Below are 22902 nucleotides of genomic sequence, written 5' to 3' on the forward strand. Positions count from 1 at the left end.
CAGCCGCCTTCAGGCGGCTGTGTATTGAAACAACATAATCAAATTGATGTGGAGCAGCAGAAAATGCAGCCGCCTTCAGGCGGCTGTGTATTGAAACCTTTAAAATGCTTTCCATGTGCTTATCTTTTACATCCGCAGCCGCCTTCAGGCGGCTGTGTATTGAAACATCCTTTTGTTGATGGCAACGGTCGCACCGGGCGGCAGCCGCCTTCAGGCGGCTGTGTATTGAAACGACTTTACTAGACATAATTGCACCCAACCGTAATAGGCAGCCGCCTTCAGGCGGCTGTGTATTGAAACATTGTTAGGGGGCTGAAAAGAAGTGCATGTTTATGCAGCCGCCTTCAGGCGGCTGTGTATTGAAACGTGGCGACCCATCCGGAATATAAAAATAGAAGTAAGCAGCCGCCTTCAGGCGGCTGTGTATTGAAACCTTTACTCGCCCCTGCTGATTTTTCCGCTTGGGCTGCAGCCGCCTTCAGGCGGCTGTGTATTGAAACAAGATAAGGGGCTGTTGTAATGTATTATGTTTATGCAGCCGCCTTCAGGCGGCTGTGTATTGAAACTAAGGGAGGTGTATATTTAAAGCCTGAGTATGCTGGCAGCCGCCTTCAGGCGGCTGTGTATTGAAACCAACCAACAACAAAATGTTTAATTGCTACGTAGTGCAGCCGCCTTCAGGCGGCTGTGTATTGAAACCTAATTGTAGGCACATCAAAAAGTAATTGCAAGTGCAGCCGCCTTCAGGCGGCTGTGTATTGAAACCGCTATATCTAATCGACCGCCTAACGTTGCATAAGCAGCCGCCTTCAGGCGGCTGTGTATTGAAACAAAGATGCCTATGAATCTTTTGAAAATGCGGTGATGCAGCCGCCTTCAGGCGGCTGTGTATTGAAACTTTTTATTTGATGGTGAACTGGAAAAGGTAAATCTGCAGCTGCCTTCAGACGGTTGAGTATTAAATGATTATAGGCCTTTCGTTTAAAACTATAGTTAACGCTAGATTCGCTTACAAATAATGTCTATAATAACTGTAAATTTAAACAGATAAAGATAATGCTATGGTGGATATTTCTGAATTACTTGATGGGTTGAATGATAAACAGCGTGAAGCGGTTGCAGCTCCCCTTGATAACTGTTTAGTACTGGCTGGGGCGGGGAGTGGTAAGACCCGTGTATTAACTCACCGTATTGCATGGTTGATGGCAGTAGAAAATATTTCTGAGGGGAGCATTATGGCGGTGACTTTTACTAATAAAGCCGCAGCGGAAATGCGCCATCGTATTCAAGAAACATTAGCCAAACATTCACAAAACAGTTTATTCGGAATGTGGATTGGCACTTTTCATAGCATTGCTCATCGTTTATTGCGAGCACACCATTTGGATGTCGGTTTGCCGCAGGATTTCCAAATTTTGGATTCGGAAGATCAATTTCGTTTAGTTAAACGCTTGCTAAAATTGCATAATTTCGATGAAAAAGCCTTTCCTCCCAAACAAGCTTGTTGGTACATCAATAATAAAAAAGATGAAGGATTACGACCACACGAGATCGAGGATTTTAACGATCGCCAAGAGCGCGAATGGATTAAAATTTATCAAATTTATCAAGATACCAGTGATCGTGCGGGATTAGTGGATTTTGCGGAGTTATTGATTCGTGCTTATGAGTTATTCGAAAAAATACCGTTGATTCTACAGCGTTACCAACAACGTTTTCAACATATTTTGGTAGACGAGTTTCAGGATACTAATAAAATTCAATATCAATGGATAAAAATCCTTGCCGGGCAGAGCGGAAAAGTAATGGTGGTGGGGGATGATGATCAATCCATTTACGGTTGGCGTGGCGCACAAGTTGAAAATATTCAAAAATTCCTGAAAGATTTCAATGCCAAAACCATTCGTCTTGAACAAAATTACCGTTCTACCGCTAATATTTTAAATAGTGCAAATGAATTGATTGCCAATAACACGGATAGGCTTGGAAAAAATTTGTGGACGGAAGGGGAAGAAGGAGAGCCTGTTGGAATTTATGCCGCTTTTAATGAGCTGGACGAAGCCAAATTTGTGGCGTCGCAAATTCAGGATTGGGTGGATAACGGGGGAAAACTGGATGACTGCGCCGTGCTTTACCGTAGCAACAGTCAATCCCGCGTGATTGAAGAAGCTTTAATTCGTAGTCAAATTCCTTATCGTATTTATGGTGGCGTGAGATTCTTTGAACGCCAAGAAATTAAAGATGCCTTAGCCTATCTACGTTTGATTAATAACCGACAAGATGACGCGGCATTTGAACGTGTAATTAACACGCCGACACGAGGTATTGGCGATCGTACTTTGGATGTATTACGAAATTTAACACGTACACGCCAAATTACATTATGGCAGGCGATACAAGTTGCAATCCAAGAAAATATGCTTGCGGGACGAGCGTCCACCGCATTATTGCGTTTTCAAGAATTAATTAATTCTTTGCAACAGGATACCTTTGAAATGCCGCTTTTTGCTCAAACGGATTTTGTGATTAAACATTCCGGTTTGTATGAAATGTATAAGCAGGAAAAGGGGGAAAAAGGCGAAGTGCGGATAGAAAACTTGGAAGAATTAGTCACTGCGACACGTGAATTTATGAAACCCGATGAGGCGGATGAAATGACGGAGCTCACGGCTTTTCTGACCCACGCCTCACTTGAAGCGGGAGAAGAGCAAGCTTCACCGCATCAATCTTGTGTTGAAATGATGACATTACATTCAGCAAAAGGATTGGAATTTCCCCGTGTATTTATCGTAGGCGTGGAAGAAAGCTTGTTTCCGAGCTTCCGCTCTTTTGAAGAGCCGGGGCGCTTGGAGGAAGAACGTCGTTTGGCGTATGTCGGTATTACCCGTGCGAAGAAAAAATTGACTATTTCTTATGCGGAGAGCCGTCGTTTATATGCGAAAGAAGAGCGCCATCTCCCATCCCGTTTTATCGCAGAGTTACCGCAAGAATGTATTCAAGAAATTCGTTTGCGCGGAACAGTTACACGGGCTATGAATTTAGCGAAAGTGGGAACGCTATCCCATTCGGTAGAGAATGAAAACGGATGGAAAATGGGGCAAAAAGTGAAACATGAAAAGTTCGGTGTCGGCACAGTGATTAATGTTGAAGGGTGCGATAATAACACAAGATTACAAATTGCTTTCCAAGCGCAAGGTATCAAATGGTTGATTGCTCATTTGGCAAAACTGGAAAAAATTCGGTAGATTTTATTTTTCTATTACAGAATACTTTGAAATCTTTACCCTAAAAGTTAAAACCGGTTTAAGAAAATCTTCAAGTCTAAATATTGCTCAAAAGTTATGATCAAATCAGAGATTTGATTCAACAATGAAAATTTGCATATTCTCGAAAAGAATAGCTAATAACCTTCGGTCATTTGGCAAAATTGGAGAAAGTGCGGTAGAATCCAAAGGTATTTTATTTTGAGTCTAAAGGCTTTATTTTAAAAGTGCGGTGAAATTTGACCGCACTTTTCCTTTCTATTATAGAGTGATTGAATGTTTAAATTTATCTTCAAACGAATTTTAATGGTGATTCCGACATTTATCGCTATTACTTTTGTCACCTTTGCTCTCATACATTTTATCCCGGGTGATCCGGTAGAAATTATGATGGGGGAACGAGGCTTAACGGCTGAGTCTCACCAACAAATGATGCATCAATTAGGTTTAGATCTTCCGCTATATCAGCAATATTTCAACTATATTGGTGATGTGATTCAAGGGGATTTTGGTGCTTCATTTCGTACACAACAACCTGTTGTTACCGAGTTTTTTACCCTTTTCCCTGCGACGGCTGAGTTGGCATTTTTTGCCTTGCTTTGGTCGCTGCTCGGTGGCGTGATACTGGGCACAATCGCGGCGGTGAAAAAAGACAGCTGGATTTCTCATGGCATAACTGCTATTTCACTGACAGGTTACTCTATGCCCATTTTTTGGTGGGGCTTGATTCTAATTTTATATGTGTCTCCTTCCCTTGGTTTACCGCAAGGGGGGCGTTTAGAAAACGATTTTTGGATCGATACGCCAACAGGTTTTATGCTGATTGATAGTTGGCTTTCCGGTGTACCGGGCGCGTTTGAAAATGCGCTGAAATCCTTGATTTTGCCTGCCATTGTATTAGGCACAATACCGCTTGCGATTATTACGAGGATGACCCGCTCGGCTATGTTGGAAGTATTAGGCGAAGATTATATTCGTACGGCTAAAGCAAAAGGGCTCAGTTATCCACGTATTGTGATTGTACATGCGTTGCGTAACGCGTTGATTCCGGTAGTGACCGTGGTGGGATTAATTGTCGGTCAATTACTTTCCGGTGCAGTATTGACAGAAACTATTTTCTCGTGGCCGGGCATTGGAAAATGGATTATTGATGCCATTCATGCTCGGGATTATCCTGTGCTACAAGGCTCCGTTTTAATTATCGCCACGATTATTATTGCAGTGAATTTAACCATTGATTTACTTTACGGCGTGGTAAATCCGCGTATTCGCCATTGATGTAGGAGAAAGAATGACAGACACGACTTCCATGTTAGTGCCTAGAACGCCTTTACAAGAATTTTGGTTTTATTTTAAGCAAAATCGAGGTGCGCTTGTCGGGTTAATTTTTATTCTGGTTGTGGCATTTATCGGTATATTTGCTCCCTATATTGCCCCTTTTGACCCGGCTGAGCAAAATCGTACCGCACTATTATTGCCTCCCGCTTGGTATGAGGGCGGCAACGTGGCTTATTTACTTGGTACTGATGATATTGGTCGGGATATTCTTTCACGTATTATTTATGGTACCCGAATTTCAGTTTTTGCCGGCTTTGTCATTGTGCTCCTTTCTTGTTTGTTGGGAACAAGCTTAGGATTGCTTGCCGGTTATTATGGTGGTGTATTGGATACGGTTATTGTGCGTTTAATTGATATTATGCTGGCAATTCCGAACTTATTGTTGACTATTGTCGTCGTTTCGATCTTAGAACCTTCTTTAGTGAACGCAACGTTGGCTATTGCGGTAGTATCTATTCCAAGTTATGTTCGTTTAACCCGTGCTGCCGTGATGAATGAAAAAAATCGTGATTATGTGACTGCATCTAAAGCAGCGGGGGCGAGTGTTTTACATCTAATGTTTATTGTGATTTTACCTAACTGTTTGGCTCCGCTTATTGTACAAATGACAATGGGGATTTCTAACGCTATTTTAGAACTTGCCACACTGGGGTTCCTTGGTATTGGGGCTAAACCGCCGACGCCGGAATTAGGCGCAATGCTTTCCGAAGCGCGCAGTTTTATGCAGGCTGCTAACTGGTTAGTAACGATTCCGGGCTTAGTTATTTTATCCTTGGTACTCGCCTTTAATTTAATGGGTGATGGTTTGCGTGATGCGCTCGATCCAAAACTTAAACAATAAGGAGGCGGAATGGCATTATTAGAAGTAAAAGCACTTTCTGTTCGATTCGGTGATAGAAATACGCCTTTTAAAGCGGTGGATCGCGTAAGCTACCAAGTAGAGCAAAGCGAAGTCTTGGGCATTGTGGGGGAATCGGGCTCCGGTAAATCGGTAAGTTCTTTAGCGCTTATGGGGCTGGTTGATCATCCGGGACAAGTGTCGGCAGACAGCTTAATATTTGAAGATAAAGATTTATTAACGCTTAGCGATAAAGCCAAACGATCGCTTATTGGTTCGGATATGGCAATGATTTTTCAAGATCCGATGACCAGCTTAAATCCTGCCTATACGGTAGGGTTCCAAATTATGGAGGCTCTAAAAGTGCATGAAGGCGGTTCAAAAAAATCACGTCGTCAGCGTACTTTGGAATTATTGCGTTTAGTGGGGATTCCGGATCCGGAATCCCGCATTGATGTTTATCCCCACCAACTTTCCGGCGGAATGAGTCAACGTGTGATGATTGCGATGGCAATTGCTTGTAAGCCGAAATTATTGATTGCCGATGAGCCGACCACGGCATTAGATGTTACGATTCAAGCGCAAATTATGGATCTATTACTCGATTTACAGAAAAAAGAATGTATGTCGCTAATTTTAATTACCCATGATCTTGCTCTCGTTGCCGAAGCGGCACATCGAATTGTTGTGATGTATGCCGGTCAAGTTGTCGAAGAAGGGCGGGCAGAAGATATTTTTCGTGAACCCAAGCACCCTTACACGCAAGCACTATTGCGCTCTTTACCTGAATTTGCGGAGGGTAAATCATATTTGCAATCCTTACCCGGTGCCGTACCGGGACGTTATGATCGCCCAAGCGGGTGTTTATTAAATCCTCGTTGCCCTTATACAACGGAATACTGTCGTCAAGTTGAACCGGAATTGCATTACATCGCTGATCGTAAGGTGAAATGCCATACCCCACTGAATATAACAGGTGAACCGGTTGAATGGAGTAAAGGAGAATAAATAATCAATGACAAGTCATCTCAAAGAGAATGTGCCTTTACTGAATGCGATAGGTTTAAAAAAATATTATCCGGTTAAAAAAGGCTTATTGACAAAAACTCAGCAAGTGAAAGCCCTAGATGGTGTTTCTTTTCAATTAGAACGAGGTAAAACCCTTGCGGTAGTAGGGGAATCCGGTTGCGGCAAATCCACATTAGGGCGTTTGCTTGCAATGATTGAGCAACCCACCGAGGGCGAATTGTATTACAACGGACAGAATTTTTTAGAAAATAGTTCGGAAACGAAAGCCTTACGTCGTAAGAAAATTCAGATTATTTTCCAAAATCCTTATGCCTCATTAAACCCACGTAAAAAAATTGGTGCTATTTTGGAAGAACCTTTAATTATCAACACTAAACTTTCTACCAAAGAACGGAAAGAAAAGGTGCTTTCTATGATGGCAAAAGTGGGATTACGTGCAGAATTTTATGATCGCTATCCTCATATGTTTTCCGGCGGACAGCGTCAGCGTATTGCTATTGCGCGCGGTTTAATGTTAGAACCGGATATTGTGGTGGCGGATGAACCGGTGTCTGCTCTTGATGTATCGGTGCGTGCGCAAGTGTTAAACCTGATGATGGATTTACAAGCTGAATTAGGACTGTCTTACGTGTTTATTTCTCACGATCTTTCCGTAGTGGAACACATTGCCGATGAGGTGATGGTGATGTATTTGGGGCGTTGTGTGGAAAAAGGCACGACGACACAGATTTTTTCCAATCCGCAGCATCCCTATACGCAGGCTTTACTTTCTGCCACACCGCGCCTCTCACCCAATTTACGCCGTGAACGAATAAAATTAGCCGGAGAATTACCAAGCCCGATTAATCCGCCGAAAGGTTGTGCCTTTAACCCGCGTTGTTGGAAAGCGACAGAAGAATGTCGTGAAGAAAAACCGACATTATCGCAGTATCATGATAGTAAACTAATTGCTTGTTTTCATATTGATTAGTAAAACTATAAGAGAAACGACCGCACTTTAACTCAAAGTGCGGTCGTTTTTTTATGTGTTTTTCTGTGGATAACGAGATTGGAAAATGATGAAAATTGCTAATCCTATAATCCCCAGCATAGCACCGCTAAATCCGATATATTCCAATCCGACATAATTCATGATTTGACTGCCTAATAACGCACCGGCACCAATCCCAGCATTAAATATACCGGAATAGATTGCTGTCGCAACATCGGTGGCGTCCGGTGCAAGTTTTAGGACGTGCATTTGTAAAGCAAGCCCAATACAGGAAATACCGATCCCCCAAATAAAGGCAAGCATAAATATCGTAGCGGTATAGTGGGTTGAACTTAACAAAAGTAAGAGCGAGACAATAAATAATATTATTGCACTAAGAATAAATTTTCTTGGGTTAAAACGATATAACCGATTGAACAGTAAACTTGCACTAATTCCTGATAAGCCAAATACGAGGAGAATAATAGTAGTAAGATTTGGCACTAATTGCCCGATTTGAATCATAAAAGGCTCAATATAAGTGTAGGCGGTAAAATGTGCGGAAATGATGAGCGCCGTTGTGATATAAAGCCCGATTAATAACGGACGTTTAGCGAGAACAGGTAAACTGGCAAGTGAGCCGGCATTTTTACTTGGAAGTCGAGGCAAAAGACGAATAATTAAGAACATTGCCACTAATGCTAAGGAGGCAATAATGGCGAAAGTGATCCGCCATCCGACAAGCTGACCGATTAGGCGTCCGAGAGGTAAGCCTAAGATCGTGGCAAGAGATGAACCAATCGCAAGCATACCGAGTGCTTGCGTTTTTTTATTTTTAGGGGAGATTCGCATCACGAGGGAGGCGGTGATAGACCAAAAAACAGCATGGGATAATGCAATACACATACGGGCAATCAGCAATATCCAAAAATTCCACGCAATTACAGAGAGGATATGTCCAATAATAAAAATCACAAAAAGTTTAATGAGTAAACTTTTTCGTTCCATTTTTCCTGTCGCAAGCATTGCCGGTAAAGACATCACCAGCACAGTCCAAGCATAGACCGTCATCATGAGGCCGGTTTCTGCGGTTTGCATCTCAAAACTTTGAGCGATATCTGTCAGTAATGCAACCGGCACAAATTCTGTGGTATTGAAAATAAACGCAGCGCAAGCCATGATAATGACCCGCCAATATTGGATTTTTTCAGCTTGTTGGTAAAAGGACATTATTTCAATTTTTCTTTAATGAGATTTTTTAACTGTTTCCGAAAATCTTTATTCAATTCCAGTTTGTACTGGGGAGAATAGCAACTATCAAAAAAGCGAAGAGGCAATTTCAGCTTTTTATATTTCTCGTTTGTCGCGGAGAGCGTGAGATTAATATCGCATTGCATTGTGTGTAAATCAATCGCACCATTGCCTTCACCTAAAAGTGCGGGTGTTTTTAGGCTGATTTTATTGACGGTTAATAAATTATTTTCCAGGCTCAGTGATGAAATAGCGGTTTGATAGGGGGTGTTCATACTTTTCCCTTGTAATAATTCATCATTGTAATTAATCGGGAAATATTGTGAGAGAAGATCAAGTAAATTTATTCCCAAAAGTTCACCGTCTCGTGCATTAAAATCAAATTGCCCTTGCATTAATTCTGACTGAGCAAAGGCGAGCTGAATATTAAAATCAGTTGTACCGGTCATCGTATTTGGAAAACTCAGTAAGCTGAGTAAACGTTCCATTGGAAAATTTTTACCGGAAAATTTGACCGCACTTTTTTCCCCTAAACCATTGAATTTCAACACGGCTAGACAATCTGTGCTACAAGCAGGTTTTATATACGCGATAAGTGCTTTTTGCGTTTTAAAAAAATCTGCATGGACTTCAATATACCCTAGTGTTTGATCATTGAGTTTTGCATTATCAATTTGGATTAACGATTCTTGATCTTGGCGAAGATCAATGTTTGCTTTATTAAATGAGAAATCAAATGTTGTATTTTTTCCATAAATCGGTTTTTCAAGTTCAATCGCAATTCGATTTTGCCCATTAAATGGAATACTTTTTGCCAATAATTTTTTCAGGAAAAAATCTGAAAAAAACAGGGTTATTTTTGCTGAATTGAGCGAGTGTTCACTCAATTTGACTTGATTTATGGTGAGCTGTTCGAGTTTTGGCTCGCCGATAATTAACGGTAAAAAGGCGAGTTTCCCCTCAATTTGTTTGAGGGAAATCCCGTGATAGTTCAGTTGCTCAATAGAAAAATAAGGTTGAGGAATGAGATTGAACTCAAGGGATTTTACTTGAATATTGTGTTGAGCTAATTGTTCTGTGAATTGTGTTTTCGCTTGTTGGAGTTGGATGTAAAAAAAAGCAAAGATCGCAACAAGCACGATCAATAGGCTTATTGCGATCTTTTTCATTTATTTATCCTCATCAATGCGACTTGCCACGGCATTTTGTTGGTTTCTATATTTCGCATTTTTGCGACGATTATAAGGGCGGGCAGCCTCTCCGCTTAAGACTTCAAAACTTAGCGCACCGATGACCATATTGGGGCGCAATGCTAGAGGCAATTTACCGGAATTATAAAACTCCAGTACGATTTTTCCTTCCCAACCCGGGTCAATACGGTGTGCCGTTACGTGAACCATTAATCCTAGACGGGCGAGGGAAGAACGACCGTCCAACCAGCCAATAATGTTGGACGGTAATTTAACGGATTCTAACGTGGTCGCCAGTGCCAATACACCGGGGTGTAAAAAAAATGCTTCATTATCAGGAATGATAATTTCATCGCTCATGACTGACTCTAATTGTGCGGAGACTTCTTCTTTTGGCCCGCTTAAATCAATATAAGGCGCAGAATGTTCACGAAATACCCGGAAAGAATTACCAAGACGTACATCAATGGTCGCACCATTAATTTTGTCATTAGCAGGTCGGGGCGTTAAAGAAATAATGCCATCATCAAGATAGCGTTCTATATCGGTATCACAAAGACGCATAATTTCTCCTATTTTTGATTTAATAAATGAAGAATTTGAGCTTTTAGCATATTGATCGCAATGCGATTTTTACCGCCGCGAGGAATGACAATATCGGCGTATTGTTTAGACGGTTCAATAAATTGTAAGAACATTGGACGTACCGTTGAACGGTATTGATCAATAACGGATTGAAGCGAGCGCCCGCGTTCTTCCATATCGCGCTGCAAGCGACGAATAAAACAAATATCAAGCGGTGCATCCACAAAGACGGAAATATCCGCTAATTGGCGGATACGCTCGTCTGTGAGTAATAAAATGCCTTCTAAAATAACGATACGTTTAGGTGTGAAGTGAGTCGTCTCAGCAGTTCGGGTATGCTCTACATAGCTATAAACGGGAATATCCACTGCTTTATTGGTTTTTAAATCTTTTAAATGCTGAATGAGTAAATCTCGATCCATTGAGTTGGGGTGGTCATAATTGGTTTTTACGCGTTCGTTCATTTCTAAATGACTTTGATCTTTATAGTAGCTATCTTCCGTAATGATGCCGATTTGTTGGCAACCCAATTCATTACATAATTCTTTATGAACAGTAGAGGCAATGGAGCTTTTTCCCGAGGCGGATGCGCCGGTGATAGCAATAATGATACAAGATGAATCTGGCATAAATATAACCTGAAAGCTGAGAAATTCCTTGAATTATAAAGAAAAGTGCGGTCAATTTCACCTTTATTTTCAGCACTAATTTGCAAAATTGTGAGGATTATCACGGTATTATTTTTCGTTTTCGCGTAGTATTTTAGCGTTTTCACCCAATAGGAGTATTTTTTATGAAACTCAATAAAATTTCGTTTTCTATTCCAACCGCACTTTTAGTAGGCGGTTTAATGATTTCCTCCGGCGTGAACGCCAAAGGTCGCTTGGTTGTGTACTGTAGTGCTACTAATATTTTATGTGAAACTACTACGAAAGCCTTTGGCGAAAAATATGATGTAAAAACTTCTTTTATCCGCAATGGGTCAGGGAGTACGTTTGCAAAAGTCGAGGCGGAAAAAAATAATCCGCAAGCCGATGTGTGGTTCGGCGGTACCTTTGATCCGCAAGCGCAAGCGGCGGAATTAGGTTTGATTGAGCCCTATAAATCTAAACATATTGATGAAATTGTTGAATCCTTCCGTGATCCAGCAAAAACAAAAGGTAATTATGTTTCCGCCATTTACATGGGGATTTTAGGTTTTGGTGTAAACACCGAGCGTTTGGCTCAATTAGGTATTAAAGAAGTCCCGAAATGTTGGAAAGATTTAACGGATCCAAATTTAAAAGGTGAAATCCAAATTGCTGATCCGCAAAGTTCCGGCACGGCTTATACTGCTATTGCGACCTTTGTACAACTTTGGGGGGAAGATAAAGCCTTTGATTTCTTTAAACAATTACATCCAAACGTATCACAATACACCAAATCCGGTATTGCTCCGTCGCGTAATGCGGCACGGGGTGAAACCGCTGTAGGTGTCGGCTTCTTACACGATTACGCATTAGAAAAACAACAGGGCGCACCTTTAGAGCTAATCGTGCCTTGTGAAGGAACGGGCTATGAATTGGGTGGTGTGAGTATCTTGAAAGGTGCCCGTAACCTAGACAATGCCAAATTATTCATAGATTGGGCGCTTTCTAAAGAAGGGCAGGAGTTGGCATGGAAGAAAGGTGAGTCTTTGCAGATTTTAACTAATACGAAAGCGGAACAATCCCCTGTTGCCTTTGATCCGACGAAACTTAATTTAATCAATTATGATTTTGAGAAATACGGTGCTACCGAAGAACGTAAACGTCTAATTGAGAAATGGGTTCAAGAGATTAAATTGGCGAACTAATATGTCTTAAAGTGCGGTTGAAAATTGCTAATTTTTGACCGCACTTTTTACCTTATTTATCTTTCCTTTTATTAAAATCCTAAAACTATGGTAGGGAAATGGCTCCTCAATTATTTTTGGAAAAACTTATGAAAATCTCAAAATTTGTTTTGGTTACTTCTAGTGCATTCATTAGTTTTGTCTTTACGCCAAACTCAATGGCGGAGGGACGTTTAACCGTGTATTGTAGTGCGCAAAATAGCGTGTGTGAAAAAGAAGTGCAAGCTTTCGCAAAAAAATATGATGTGAAAACCTCTTTTATCCGTAATAGTTCGGGCAGTACTTTAGCGAAGTTAGAAGCAGAGCGAAATAATCCGCAAGCTGATGTATGGTATGGCGGATCGTTTGACACGCATGCACAGGCGGCTGAAATGGGCTTGCTTCAACCTTATCAATCAGAAAATTTACAGTATGTGATGCCTCAATTTAAAGATCCCGGCAAACTCAAAGGTAATTATAGTTCAGTGGTCTACATGGGGGTATTGGGATTGGGTATCAATACCGAACGTCTGGCTAAATTAGGGATAAAAAATATGCCGAAATGTTGGAAAGATTTGTTGGATCCACGTTTGAAAAATGAGATTCAAATTGCAGATCCACAAAGTTCGGGAACGGCTTATACGGCCATTGCTACATTTATTCAGCTTTGGGGGGAGGATAAGGCATTTGATTACTTGAAAGCATTGGATAAAAATATTTCTCAATATCCTAAAGCGGGGACGGCGCCATCACGCAATGCGGCTCGTGGAGAAACTGCAATTGGTATTGGTTTTTTACAAAATTACTCCTTTGAAAAAGAAAATGGTGCATCGATTGAGTTGGTTGTTCCTTGTGAAGGAAGCGGCTACGAATTAGGCGGAGTGAGTGTTATTAAGAATGCACGTAATGAGGGGAATGCCAAATTGTTTGCGGATTGGGTTCTCTCCAAGGAAGCACAGGAATTATCTTGGAGCGAAGCCAAATCACACCACATTTTAACGAATACGACAGCCGTTGGTTCTCCTTTTGCACAGAAACCGCAGGAGTTGAATCTGATTAATTATGACTTTGCCACCTACGGTTCTAATGAGGTGCGTAGAAGATTAATTGATAAATGGGTGACGGAAATCAAATTAGCCAAATAGTCTTTCGGAGGTTTTAATGAGAAAGCAGGCATTTTTAAACAGCAATTGGTTTTGGATTGCTATTGCGTTAGTGGGATTTATTTGTTTACCCTATACAGCACTTTATTATGGGCTGTGGGAGTCTACATCGGATGAATTGTTGGAATCTATGGGGTGGGTCGCGCCCAATTTAAGTTGGGTATGGTTTGGTAGTTTGTTGCTTGTTCCTATTGTGTCATATTGCTTTAAACAAAAGAAACATCAACAGGGTTTGTTTGAATTTCTGCTGATTTGCACGATTTTTGCCTTTATTTTTGTATCGGCAACACTCGCTAAAATTAGCCTTGGCTATTCGATTTTTGTGTTAGTTGTCGTGTTGATTGCAATGGCAACAAATGCCTTGGCTAAGACGAAGGTGATGCAAGGTGATAAATTTATTATTGCTTCGCTTATCAGTATTGTACTGATGATTTTCTTCTTTATTGTCTATCCTACGCTCGCCATTTTTATTTCTATGTTTTATGACGGTACTGAGTTTGTACCGACTCAATTCTTAACTATTATTAAACAACCTTATATTGTCCGTATTATTCTCAATTCTTTAAGTGTCGCGGCAACGATTGGTGTGTTGGCGACTTTATTTGGTTTAATTTTTGCCCTTTATACGACGCGTATTGCTAAGCGTACCGCTTTTATCGGTAAAATTTTCTCCATTTTACCTATTGTTACCCCGCCATTTGTAGTGGGATTGGGCGTAACATTAATGCTTGGGCGTTCAGGCTATGTTACCCAATTTTTAGTGGGGTATCTTGGTTTTAATAATAACTGGTTATACGGTTTTACAGGGATTGTCATCGCTCATACACTTGCACTGACACCGATGTCTTTTATGATTTTGGAGGGGGCGCTTAAATCTGTGCATCCTTCTATAGAAGAGGCTTCATACACTTTGCGTGCTAACCGTTATCAAACTTTCTTCAATATCATTTTCCCATTATTGAAACCGGCATTAGGGAATTCATTCCTTGTGGTTGCCATTCAATCTTTAGCGGACTTTAGTACGCCGTTGGTACTTGGCGGTAGTTTTGACGTAATTTCCTCACAAATCTACTTTTTTATTGCAGGCTCGCAACTTGATTATGCTTCAGCCAGTACGCTTGGTAGTTTATTGCTCATTTTCTCGCTATCAATTTTCGTGATCCAGTATTTATGGATCGGTAATCGCTCGTACGTGACGGTTTCCGGCAAATCCTATCGTGGTGATGTGCAAGATTTGCCGAATCTAATGAAATACGCGATTATGCTGATTTTAGGTTTTTGGGTATTATTCAATGTGGTTCTTTACGGCAGTATTTTCTATGGTAGCTTTACCGCTAACTGGGGAGTAGATTACACATTAACTCTCAAACATTATCTTGCGCTATTTGGTCAAGGTTTTAGCGATGGGGCCTGGCCGTCTCTTATCCAAACCGTATTATTTTCTGCGGCAGCGGCGCCGATTACGGCACTCTTTGGTTTATTGATTGCCTACATTACCGTGCGCCGTGATTTTAAAGGTAAAAAGACGTTAGAATTTCTAACCTTGCTTTGTTTTGCCGTACCGGGTACGGTTGCGGGGGTGTCCTATATCCTTGCTTTTAATAGCGCACCGATTTATATCACCGGGACGGGATTAATCATTATTCTTTCTATGGTCATGCGTAATATGCCGGTAGGGATGCGGGCTGCGATTGCAGGATTGGGACAATTGGATAAGTCCCTTGATGAAGCATCTCTTTCACTTAAGGGCAGCTCATTTAAAACCATTGTATTTATCGTGCTGCCATTGCTTAAGCCGGCACTGTTATCCGCATTGGTAACCAGCTTTGTGCGTTCTATGACAACGGTGAGTGCCATTGTATTTCTTGTCACTGCCGATACGCGAGTTGCTACATCTTATATTTTAAATCGAGTAGAGGACGGTGAATATGGTGTGGCGATTGCCTACGGTTCGATTCTAATTATAGTAATGATGGCGATTATTCTATTTTTTGACTGGCTCGTAGGGGATTCCCGCATTAGTCGATCCAAAGCGAAAAAAATGAATTAAACACCGTCTGAAAATCTATAAAAGTGCGGTATAAAAATGAATAGTTTTTAAAGGGTAGTAATAATGAACAACGATTTTTTAGTATTGAAAAATATCACCAAAGCATTTGGTAAAGCTGTCGTAATTGATAATTTAGATTTAACCATTAAACGTGGCACAATGGTGACCTTGCTGGGGCCGTCCGGTTGTGGCAAAACGACGGTATTAAGATTGGTGGCGGGTTTGGAAAATCCTACAAGCGGTCAAATTTTTATTGATGGTGAAGATGTGACGAAATCTTCTATACAAAACCGCGATATTTGTATTGTGTTCCAGTCTTATGCTTTGTTCCCGCATATGTCCATTGGCGATAACGTGGGTTACGGCTTAAAAATGCAAGGTGTGGGCAAACAAGAACGCCTTCAACGGGTCAAAGAAGCCCTCGAATTGGTGGATTTAGCCGGTTTTGAAGAGCGATTTGTCGATCAAATTTCCGGCGGGCAGCAACAGCGCGTAGCATTAGCCCGGGCTTTAGTATTGAAACCAAAAGTGTTGTTATTTGACGAGCCATTAAGCAACTTAGACGCAAACCTTCGTCGTTCTATGCGTGAAAAAATTCGTGAATTACAACAACGATTGGGTATCACGTCCTTATATGTTACTCATGATCAAACCGAAGCCTTTGCCGTATCCGATGAGGTTATTGTGATGCATAAAGGCAGGATTATGCAAAAGGCTCCGGCAAAAGAGCTTTATCTTCGTCCTAACTCCTTGTTTTTGGCGAATTTTATGGGGGAATCCAGTATTTTTGAGGGAAAATTGCAAAATGATACGGTAGATATTAACGGTTATCAAATCACCCTTTCTAATACGGAACAATTTGGTTTGGCTGACGAGGAATGTTTGGTGGGCATTCGCCCCGAGTCGGTTTATTTGAGTGCTGAAGGTACGGATAGTCAGCGTTGCGAGATTAAAAGTGCGGTCTATATGGGTAATCATTGGGAAGTGGTAGTGAAGTGGGGAGAAAAAGAATTACTGGTGAACTGTAAACCGGAAGATTTTAATGCCGAGCTCAAACAAGCCTATGTGAATTTGTCGAAATACGGGGTTTTCTTATTGAAGAAAGAATAGTTTATTTTGGCTTATCTCGAATTTTAAAAAAGTGCGGTTAAAATTAACCGCACTTTTTTGGTCTAGAGGTGTTTTACACGACGTTTTACTTCTTCCTGTTTACCCGCATTAAACGGACGTGCATCCGGACTGCCCAAATAGCCGCATACACGGCGGGTAACCGACACTTTGCTGCTGTCGTGATTACCGCATTTCGGGCAAACAAAACCCTTGCTAGTGCATTCAAATTCTCCGGTAAAACCACATTCGTAACATTCATCGATAGGCGTATTGGTGCCGTAGTAAGGGACACGCTCATAGCTATAATCCCAAACATCTTCCAGTGCTTTCAAATTATGTTGAATATTGGGATATTCGCCGTAACAAATAAAGCCGCCGCTTGCTAAAGGCGGATAGAGCATTTCAAAATCCAACTTATCATAAGGATTCACTTTTTTTTCTACATCCAAATGATAGCTGTTGGTGTAATAACCTTTGTCCGTTACACCTTCAATAACACCGAATTGTTTCGTATCCAAACGACAGAAACGATCACATAAATTTTCACTCGGCGTTGAATAGAGGCTGAAGGCGTAGCCTGTCTCTTTTTGCCACTGTTTCACCGCATTGCTTAAATGCGAAACGATCGCGAGACCTTTTTGGCGGAGTTGTTCATTATCAAAAATATGCCCTTGCTTATAAAGTGCATTAATGGTTTCATGAATGCCGATATAGCCAAGTGAAATTGAGGCCCGCCCGTTTTTAAACAGCTGTGCAATATTATCATCAGCCGCTAAACGCGCACCACAAGCTCCTTCCATATAAAGAATCGGTGCAACTCTTGCTTTTGTATTTTGAAGACGGGCAATACGCGTCATCAATGCCTTTTTAGCAATCGCAAGACGTTGGTCTAAAGTGCGGTAAAATTCCTCTTCATTTTTTGATTCTAAGGCGATACGCGGTAAATTCAGGCTAACAACGCCTAAATTGTTACGTCCGTCGTGAATTTCTGTACCTTGTTCCTCATAAGCACCTAAAAAGCTGCGACACCCCATTGGCGCTTTGAAAGAACCGGTAACTTTGACGACTTGATCATAGTTGAGAATATCCGGATACATTCGTTTGGAAGCACATTCCAGTGCAAGCTGTTTAATATCGTAATTCGGATCGCCTTTTGCTTGATTGAGCCCCTTTTTAATGGTGAATACGAGTTTTGGAAAGACCGGTGTTTTATGATTTTTGCCTAAACCGCGAATACGGTTTTTCAAAATTGATTGTTGAATTAAACGGGCTTGCCAGTTCTCACCTAAACCGAATCCAAAAGTAACAAACGGTGTTTGGCCGTTTGAGGTATGTAAGGTATTTACTTCATATTCCAGGGATTGAAAGGCATCAAAGCATTCTTTTTCAATCAACGCTTTTGCATAGCCTTCTACATCAGGTATTTGCCATTCTTGCGCATTTTTTAAATGTTTTTCATAGCTGATTTGAACATAAGGAGCGAGCACTTCATCAATACGATTAATGGTCGTACCGCCGTAAATATGGCTGGCAACTTGGGCGATAATTTGTGCAGTTACCGCAGTGGCGGTACCAATGGATTTTGGCGGCTCGATTTCGGCATTGCCCATTTTGAACCCCTGAGAAAGCATCCCTTTTAAATCAACCAGCATACAGTTAAACATGGGGAAAAACGGTGCGTAGTCTAAATCGTGATAATGAATTTCCCCTTTTTCATGTGCTTCGACCACATCACGCGGCAAAATGTAATGTTTGGCATAATGCTTTGCTACGATACCGGCGAGTAAATCCCGTTGGGTCGGAATAACTTTGGCATCTTTATTCGCATTCTCATTTAAGAGTTCCACATTGCTTTGTTCAATTAAACCTTCAATTTCCTTGGTCAGTTTGCTGCGTTTTTCACGGGCTAAGTCACGATCGTGACGATATTCAATATAAACACGCGCAACTTGTGGGTAATGGCTTTTCATCAGTTTATCTTCAACAATTTTTTGAATTTGATGAATGTCAATTTCTTGTTGATGACGAGTAAAGATCTCATGGCTTACATCTTGCCCGATTTGATGAAAATAAAATTCATCGTAAATATTGACCGCACTTGCGGCTTTTTTTATCGCATTGATAATCCGTTGAATTTCAAAATCAACACGAGAACCGTCGCGTTTGATTACGCTAAAATTGTTCATAATATGCTCCAAGTCATTATGCGTTATAAAAAAACAGAAGCACTATATATAGATCTAAAGTTATAATCAACACACAATATGTAGTGTTTTTTGATGATTTATAGATGAAAATAAAGGTGAGTTATTGATTTTATTAGCTTGATAGGAGGGTTATTTATAAGAATTAATTTTAAATAAAATATTAATTTTTGATCTAGATCAGATTTTTAAAAGAAATAAAAAACGGTCGAAAAATCGACCGCTCTTTTCATTAGATTAAATTTAGGCGGCAACGATTACCATAGCAGGGCGAATGACGCGTCCGTTTAGCGTGTAGCCTTTTTGTAAAACCGCTGTGATTTGATTAGATTCAAATCCTTCCGCAGGTTGCATCGAAATAGCTTGGTGTAAATCCGGATTAAAGTTTTCTCCCACGACACCTACGGCTTCGACTCCAAAGCGACCTACGGTTGCAACAAGCTCTTTTAAAGTAAGCTCCACACCATCAAATAAGGCTTTTACGCCTTCATCTTCAGTATTAGCCGGTGTGCTAAGCGCGCGTTCTAAGTTATCGATGGTGTTTAAAATGTCTTTTGAGAATTTTTCTAAAGCAAATTTATGTGCTTTTTCTACATCCTGCTCGGTACGGCGGCGAATATTGTCAATTTCTGCACGGGTACGAAGTAAAAGGTCTTGTTCTTTTTTTGAGGTTTCTTCTACTTGTGTTTTAAGTTGTTCTTCAAGTTCTTGGACTCGGGCAATAGCCTCTTCTAAAGGATCCTCAGCCTGTACCTGTTCAATCTCTTCCTTTTGAATCTCTTCAATAGGTTCGTCAGTGGTATTAATTTTTTGTTCTTGTTCGGACATTTTGTTCTCCATTAATTCAAAAATTGGCGACATTTTAGCAAAATTAAAGTGCTATGTAATATAATGGCGAAAATTTTGAATTCAAGTGCGGTTAATATTCCGCTTAAATTAATGAAGATGAATGAACTATACAACTCCTTTAAAATTATTGGTTTGGCAGGAAAACCACGTAATGACGTGAATCTACAAATGCACAAAAATGTTTACCATTGGTTGAATGAGCGTGGTTATCAGGTATTAGTTGAAAAAGAGGTAGCGGAAAAACTTGAGTTACCTGAACACACCGCGGCAACATTAGAGCAAATCGGGCAATTGGCACAGCTTGTGATTGTGATTGGGGGAGACGGTAATATGCTTGGGCGTGCGCGTATTCTTGCGAAATATAATATTCCGCTTATCGGGATTAACCGTGGTAACCTTGGTTTTTTGACGGATATCGACCCGAAAAATGCTTATGCGCAATTAGAAGCCTGTTTAGAACGAGGCGAATTTTTTGTGGAAGAGCGTTTTCTGTTAGAAGCTCAAATTGAGCAAAATGGAGAAATTATTGCTAAGGGAAATGCAATTAATGAGGCTGTTATTCACCCTGCAAAAATTGCACACATGATTGATTTCCATGTGTATATTAATGATAAATTTGCTTTTTCTCAGCGCTCCGATGGATTAATTATTTCGACTCCTACGGGATCAACGGCTTATTCCCTTTCTGCCGGAGGGCCGATTTTGACACCAAATTTAAATGCGATCGCGTTAGTGCCAATGTTTCCTCACACTCTCTCATCACGTCCTCTGGTTATTGATGGCGACAGTAAAATTTCTATCCGCTTCGCTGAGCATAACACTTCTCAGTTGGAGGTGGGGTGCGATAGTCAAATTGCATTGGGCTTTTCACCGGATGATGTGGTTCATATTGAAAAAAGCAAACATAAATTACGTTTGCTTCATCTAAAAAATTATAATTATTACAACGTATTAAGTACAAAGTTGGGTTGGTTAAAAAATTTCTAAATAAAATCTTTACTGTATATTGAAACAGTATTAATATAATAAATATACAGTGAACAAGGATTTTATTATGCTTACCCAACTTACTATTAATAATTTTGCGATTGTTCGTCAGCTAGATGTCGAATTCGCTAAAGGAATGTCTGTGATTACTGGTGAAACCGGAGCCGGTAAATCCATTGCTATTGATGCTTTGGGTTTATGTTTAGGACAACGTGTAGAAAGTTCAATGGTGAGGGATGGGCAAGAACGTGCCGAAATTTGTGCGAGTTTTCAGCTTGATTCCCATAATCCGGCTTATTATTGGTTGAGAGAGCAGGAATTACAGGATTCTGACAATCCCTCCGAATGTATTTTACGCCGAGTGATCAGTGCTGATGGTCGTTCGAAAGCATTTATTAATGGTACGCCGGTTTCTGCTGCTCTACTTAAAGACATCGGGCAATATCTTATCCATATTAACGGCCAACATGCTTCGCAGCTTCTGCTAAAAAGCGACTATCAACTTCAATTAGTGGATAGTTTTGCGCAACATACCGACTTATTAAACCAAATGCGTGATGACTATCACACATGGAAAAATTTGCAAACCCAAGTTAAGACATTTCAACAAAAAGTCGCAGAAAATGAATCTAAAAAACAGTTATTACAATATCAAGTTGAAGAGTTGGATGAGTTTAATCTTCGACCGAATGAATACCTTGAATTAGAGGAAGAGCAACGCCGTTTATCAAGTAGTGAACAGCTTACCCAACTTTCACAATCGGCTTTACAGATTTTAAGTGAAAATGAAACGGTAAGCATTGATTCAATGTTATATCGTGCGACTCGGTATATTGACGAACTGGTAGAATTGGAGCCGCGTTATGCAGAGGCGCAAAATTTACTGAATGAGGCGCTGATTCAAGTACAAGAAGCAACCGGTGAGATTCAACATTTATCATCAAATATTGAGCAAGATCCTATGTTGTTACAAGAGATCGAACAGCGTATGGGGCAAGCATTACAGCTGGCAAGAAAGCATAATGTGAAGCCTGAGGAATTAGTCGGGTTGTATAAAAAATTAAAAGAGGAATTGACCGCACTTTTAGATTTTTCAGAAAGTGAAGACTTGTTGATTGAGCAAGAAAAAGCTGCTTTCACACAAATGCAAGCGATGGTACAGGCATTAACAAGTAGTCGTCAGAAAGCAGCAAACGAGTTGGCGCAGCAAGTTACGGCATCAATTAAACAGCTTGCAATGGAAAATGCGGAATTCTATGTGGAAGTGAAAACCGATAATGACAAAATCACGAGTAACGGAGCGGATCAGGTTGTGTTTACTTTGCGTAGCAATTTGGGGCAGCCACCCCAACCATTGGCAAAAATTGCATCAGGAGGGGAGCTTTCCCGTATTTCACTCGCTATTCAGGTGTTAGCTTTCGATCAATCTGTGGTTCCCACTTTAATTTTTGATGAGGTCGATGTTGGTATTAGCGGTTCGATAGCAAGTGTAGTAGGCAAATTATTGCGTCAGTTGGGCGATAAATGCCAAGTGCTTTGTGTAACTCATTTACCTCAAGTAGCCTGTTGTGGACATCATCAATTTAATGTAGAAAAACTGATCGTTGATGAAAAAACAGAAACAAAAATGACCGCACTTTCACAGCTGGAACGTATTCCTGCGGTAGCCCGTTTATTGGGAGGAAGTCAGATTACCGATTTGGCGTTAGCGAATGCTAAAGAAATGCTTGAATCTATTTAATTATAACTATTGACTTAGGAGGAAGAAAATGAATGATACTAAACGTATTTATGAATTATGGCACCAATATGCTAAGCAACGTGATGTTCGTAATTTGATTGATTTATATACAGACAATGCTGTTTTTGAAAGCCCTCTTGTTCCTGCGGTCTTAGATAGAACCAATGGTATTTTAAAAGGAAAAAAAGAGATAGAATTTTTCTTACAGGAAGGCACAAAACGTCGTCCGAATGATTTAGTAAAATGGTTTCGTACGGGAGAATATCTAACTAATGGAAGTTTGCTTGTTTGGGAATATCCCCGAGAAACTGATGATGGTGAACAAATTGATATTCTAGAATTAATGAGGATAGAAAACGGTCTTATTTCACAGCATCGCATTTATTGGGGTTGGAAAGGATGTTTACAGATTAGTAAATCATTATCAAAATTAATTTAATCGTATTATTATTTGATTTATAGTTAATTTCATCACTTTAATC

18 protein-coding genes and 1 CRISPR repeat array are annotated in these 22902 nt (G+C 40.5%); of the genes, 12 read left to right on the top strand and 6 right to left on the bottom strand.

Features of this window, described 5'->3' with window-relative positions; translation table 11 throughout:
* A CRISPR array of direct repeats spans window positions 1-965; the repeat unit is 31 nt; unit sequence CAGCCGCCTTCAGGCGGCTGTGTATTGAAAC.
* Between the two features lie 99 nt (window positions 966-1064).
* From uvrD to BKL51_RS04345, 5 genes are all read left to right on the top strand, one after another.
* Window positions 1065-3245: a DNA helicase II gene (uvrD, locus tag BKL51_RS04325; RefSeq protein ID WP_077465530.1), complete on the top strand. Its 2181-nt coding sequence runs from the start codon at window positions 1065-1067 to the stop codon at window positions 3243-3245.
* A gap of 294 nt (window positions 3246-3539) precedes the next feature.
* Complete coding sequence (locus tag BKL51_RS04330; RefSeq protein ID WP_077465515.1) at window positions 3540-4541, top strand: ABC transporter permease subunit; 1002 nt, start codon at window positions 3540-3542, stop codon at window positions 4539-4541.
* Window positions 4542-4554: 13 nt separating this feature from the next.
* Complete coding sequence (locus BKL51_RS04335; protein ID WP_077465516.1) at window positions 4555-5442, top strand: ABC transporter permease subunit; 888 nt, start codon at window positions 4555-4557, stop codon at window positions 5440-5442.
* A gap of 9 nt (window positions 5443-5451) precedes the next feature.
* Window positions 5452-6447, top strand: a complete 996-nt coding sequence (gene dppD / locus BKL51_RS04340) for a dipeptide ABC transporter ATP-binding protein (RefSeq protein ID WP_077465517.1) — start codon at window positions 5452-5454, stop codon at window positions 6445-6447.
* Between the two features lie 7 nt (window positions 6448-6454).
* A complete protein-coding gene (locus BKL51_RS04345) occupies window positions 6455-7438 on the top strand; it encodes a peptide ABC transporter ATP-binding protein (RefSeq protein WP_077465518.1) in 984 nt (327 codons plus the stop codon).
* 51 nt (window positions 7439-7489) lie between these two features.
* On the opposite strand, the gene BKL51_RS04350 is transcribed toward BKL51_RS04345, so the two are convergent.
* Genes BKL51_RS04350 through udk form a run of 4 tightly spaced genes read right to left on the bottom strand, consistent with a single transcriptional unit; the run spans window position 7490 to window position 11093 of the window.
* Window positions 7490-8668, bottom strand: coding sequence for a sugar transporter (locus BKL51_RS04350; protein WP_077465519.1), 1179 nt, complete (start codon window positions 8666-8668; stop codon window positions 7490-7492).
* Window positions 8668-9858 (bottom strand): AsmA-like C-terminal region-containing protein, encoded by a 1191-nt coding sequence (locus tag BKL51_RS04355; RefSeq protein WP_077465520.1) that lies wholly within the window; start codon window positions 9856-9858, stop codon window positions 8668-8670. Before BKL51_RS04355 ends, BKL51_RS04350 begins: the two co-directional genes overlap by 1 nt.
* Window positions 9859-10443, bottom strand: a complete 585-nt coding sequence (gene dcd / locus BKL51_RS04360; RefSeq protein WP_077465521.1) for a dCTP deaminase — start codon at window positions 10441-10443, stop codon at window positions 9859-9861.
* Between the two features lie 8 nt (window positions 10444-10451).
* Entirely contained in the window at window positions 10452-11093 is a 642-nt protein-coding gene (gene udk, locus BKL51_RS04365; protein WP_077465522.1) for a uridine kinase, read from the bottom strand.
* A gap of 164 nt (window positions 11094-11257) precedes the next feature.
* On the opposite strand from udk, the gene BKL51_RS04370 reads away from it, so the two are divergent.
* From BKL51_RS04370 to fbpC, 4 genes are all read left to right on the top strand, one after another.
* Window positions 11258-12298 carry an ABC transporter substrate-binding protein gene (locus tag BKL51_RS04370; protein ID WP_077465523.1) on the top strand — a complete coding sequence of 347 codons (1041 nt, stop codon included), beginning with the start codon at window positions 11258-11260 and terminating at the stop codon, window positions 12296-12298.
* Between the two features lie 128 nt (window positions 12299-12426).
* Window positions 12427-13461 carry an ABC transporter substrate-binding protein gene (locus tag BKL51_RS04375; RefSeq protein WP_077465531.1) on the top strand — a complete coding sequence of 345 codons (1035 nt, stop codon included), beginning with the start codon at window positions 12427-12429 and terminating at the stop codon, window positions 13459-13461.
* A 16-nt stretch (window positions 13462-13477) separates the two neighbouring features.
* A complete protein-coding gene (locus tag BKL51_RS04380) occupies window positions 13478-15529 on the top strand; it encodes an iron ABC transporter permease (RefSeq protein WP_077465524.1) in 2052 nt (683 codons plus the stop codon).
* A 63-nt stretch (window positions 15530-15592) separates the two neighbouring features.
* Window positions 15593-16639, top strand: a complete 1047-nt coding sequence (gene fbpC, locus BKL51_RS04385; RefSeq protein WP_198930108.1) for a ferric ABC transporter ATP-binding protein — start codon at window positions 15593-15595, stop codon at window positions 16637-16639.
* A gap of 62 nt (window positions 16640-16701) precedes the next feature.
* On the opposite strand, the gene nrdD is transcribed toward fbpC, so the two are convergent.
* Together nrdD and grpE are read right to left on the bottom strand one after the other, a co-directional pair.
* On the bottom strand, window positions 16702-18825 hold the full coding sequence (gene nrdD, locus BKL51_RS04390; protein ID WP_077465526.1) for an anaerobic ribonucleoside-triphosphate reductase: 2124 nt from the start codon (window positions 18823-18825) through the stop codon (window positions 16702-16704).
* 261 nt (window positions 18826-19086) lie between these two features.
* Entirely contained in the window at window positions 19087-19671 is a 585-nt protein-coding gene (gene grpE, locus BKL51_RS04395; RefSeq protein ID WP_077465527.1) for a nucleotide exchange factor GrpE, read from the bottom strand.
* A gap of 117 nt (window positions 19672-19788) precedes the next feature.
* Between grpE and BKL51_RS04400 the strand changes: the two genes are divergently transcribed.
* The 3 genes from BKL51_RS04400 (at window position 19789) to BKL51_RS04410 (ending at window position 22859) form a co-directional block, all read left to right on the top strand.
* Window positions 19789-20679, top strand: a complete 891-nt coding sequence (locus BKL51_RS04400; RefSeq protein ID WP_077465532.1) for an NAD(+) kinase — start codon at window positions 19789-19791, stop codon at window positions 20677-20679.
* Window positions 20680-20746: 67 nt separating this feature from the next.
* Window positions 20747-22420, top strand: a complete 1674-nt coding sequence (gene recN / locus BKL51_RS04405) for a DNA repair protein RecN (protein ID WP_077465528.1) — start codon at window positions 20747-20749, stop codon at window positions 22418-22420.
* Window positions 22421-22448: 28 nt separating this feature from the next.
* A complete protein-coding gene (locus BKL51_RS04410; RefSeq protein ID WP_077465529.1) occupies window positions 22449-22859 on the top strand; it encodes a nuclear transport factor 2 family protein in 411 nt (136 codons plus the stop codon).
* Window positions 22860-22902: the final 43 nt, after the last annotated feature.

The sequence above is a fragment of the Rodentibacter sp. Ppn85 genome (assembly GCF_001999335.1).
In the GTDB taxonomy this organism is placed as follows: Bacteria; Pseudomonadota; Gammaproteobacteria; order Enterobacterales; family Pasteurellaceae; genus Rodentibacter.

What these genes read in the sequence shown, in the direction of transcription:
- BKL51_RS04380 (WP_077465524.1), top strand. Translation starts at nt 13,478, where the DNA reads ATGAGAAAGCAGGCATTTTTAAACAGCAATTGGTTTTGGATTGCTATT.
- dppD (WP_077465517.1), top strand. Translation starts at nt 5,452, where the DNA reads ATGGCATTATTAGAAGTAAAAGCACTTTCTGTTCGATTCGGTGATAGA.
- nrdD (WP_077465526.1), bottom strand. Translation starts at nt 18,825, where the DNA reads ATGAACAATTTTAGCGTAATCAAACGCGACGGTTCTCGTGTTGATTTT.
- grpE (WP_077465527.1), bottom strand. Translation starts at nt 19,671, where the DNA reads ATGTCCGAACAAGAACAAAAAATTAATACCACTGACGAACCTATTGAA.
- BKL51_RS04355 (WP_077465520.1), bottom strand. Translation starts at nt 9,858, where the DNA reads ATGAAAAAGATCGCAATAAGCCTATTGATCGTGCTTGTTGCGATCTTT.
- udk (WP_077465522.1), bottom strand. Translation starts at nt 11,093, where the DNA reads ATGCCAGATTCATCTTGTATCATTATTGCTATCACCGGCGCATCCGCC.
- recN (WP_077465528.1), top strand. Translation starts at nt 20,747, where the DNA reads ATGCTTACCCAACTTACTATTAATAATTTTGCGATTGTTCGTCAGCTA.
- BKL51_RS04400 (WP_077465532.1), top strand. Translation starts at nt 19,789, where the DNA reads ATGAATGAACTATACAACTCCTTTAAAATTATTGGTTTGGCAGGAAAA.
- BKL51_RS04375 (WP_077465531.1), top strand. Translation starts at nt 12,427, where the DNA reads ATGAAAATCTCAAAATTTGTTTTGGTTACTTCTAGTGCATTCATTAGT.
- BKL51_RS04330 (WP_077465515.1), top strand. Translation starts at nt 3,540, where the DNA reads ATGTTTAAATTTATCTTCAAACGAATTTTAATGGTGATTCCGACATTT.
- BKL51_RS04410 (WP_077465529.1), top strand. Translation starts at nt 22,449, where the DNA reads ATGAATGATACTAAACGTATTTATGAATTATGGCACCAATATGCTAAG.
- BKL51_RS04350 (WP_077465519.1), bottom strand. Translation starts at nt 8,668, where the DNA reads ATGTCCTTTTACCAACAAGCTGAAAAAATCCAATATTGGCGGGTCATT.
- BKL51_RS04370 (WP_077465523.1), top strand. Translation starts at nt 11,258, where the DNA reads ATGAAACTCAATAAAATTTCGTTTTCTATTCCAACCGCACTTTTAGTA.
- BKL51_RS04345 (WP_077465518.1), top strand. Translation starts at nt 6,455, where the DNA reads ATGACAAGTCATCTCAAAGAGAATGTGCCTTTACTGAATGCGATAGGT.
- dcd (WP_077465521.1), bottom strand. Translation starts at nt 10,443, where the DNA reads ATGCGTCTTTGTGATACCGATATAGAACGCTATCTTGATGATGGCATT.
- BKL51_RS04335 (WP_077465516.1), top strand. Translation starts at nt 4,555, where the DNA reads ATGACAGACACGACTTCCATGTTAGTGCCTAGAACGCCTTTACAAGAA.
- fbpC (WP_198930108.1), top strand. Translation starts at nt 15,593, where the DNA reads ATGAACAACGATTTTTTAGTATTGAAAAATATCACCAAAGCATTTGGT.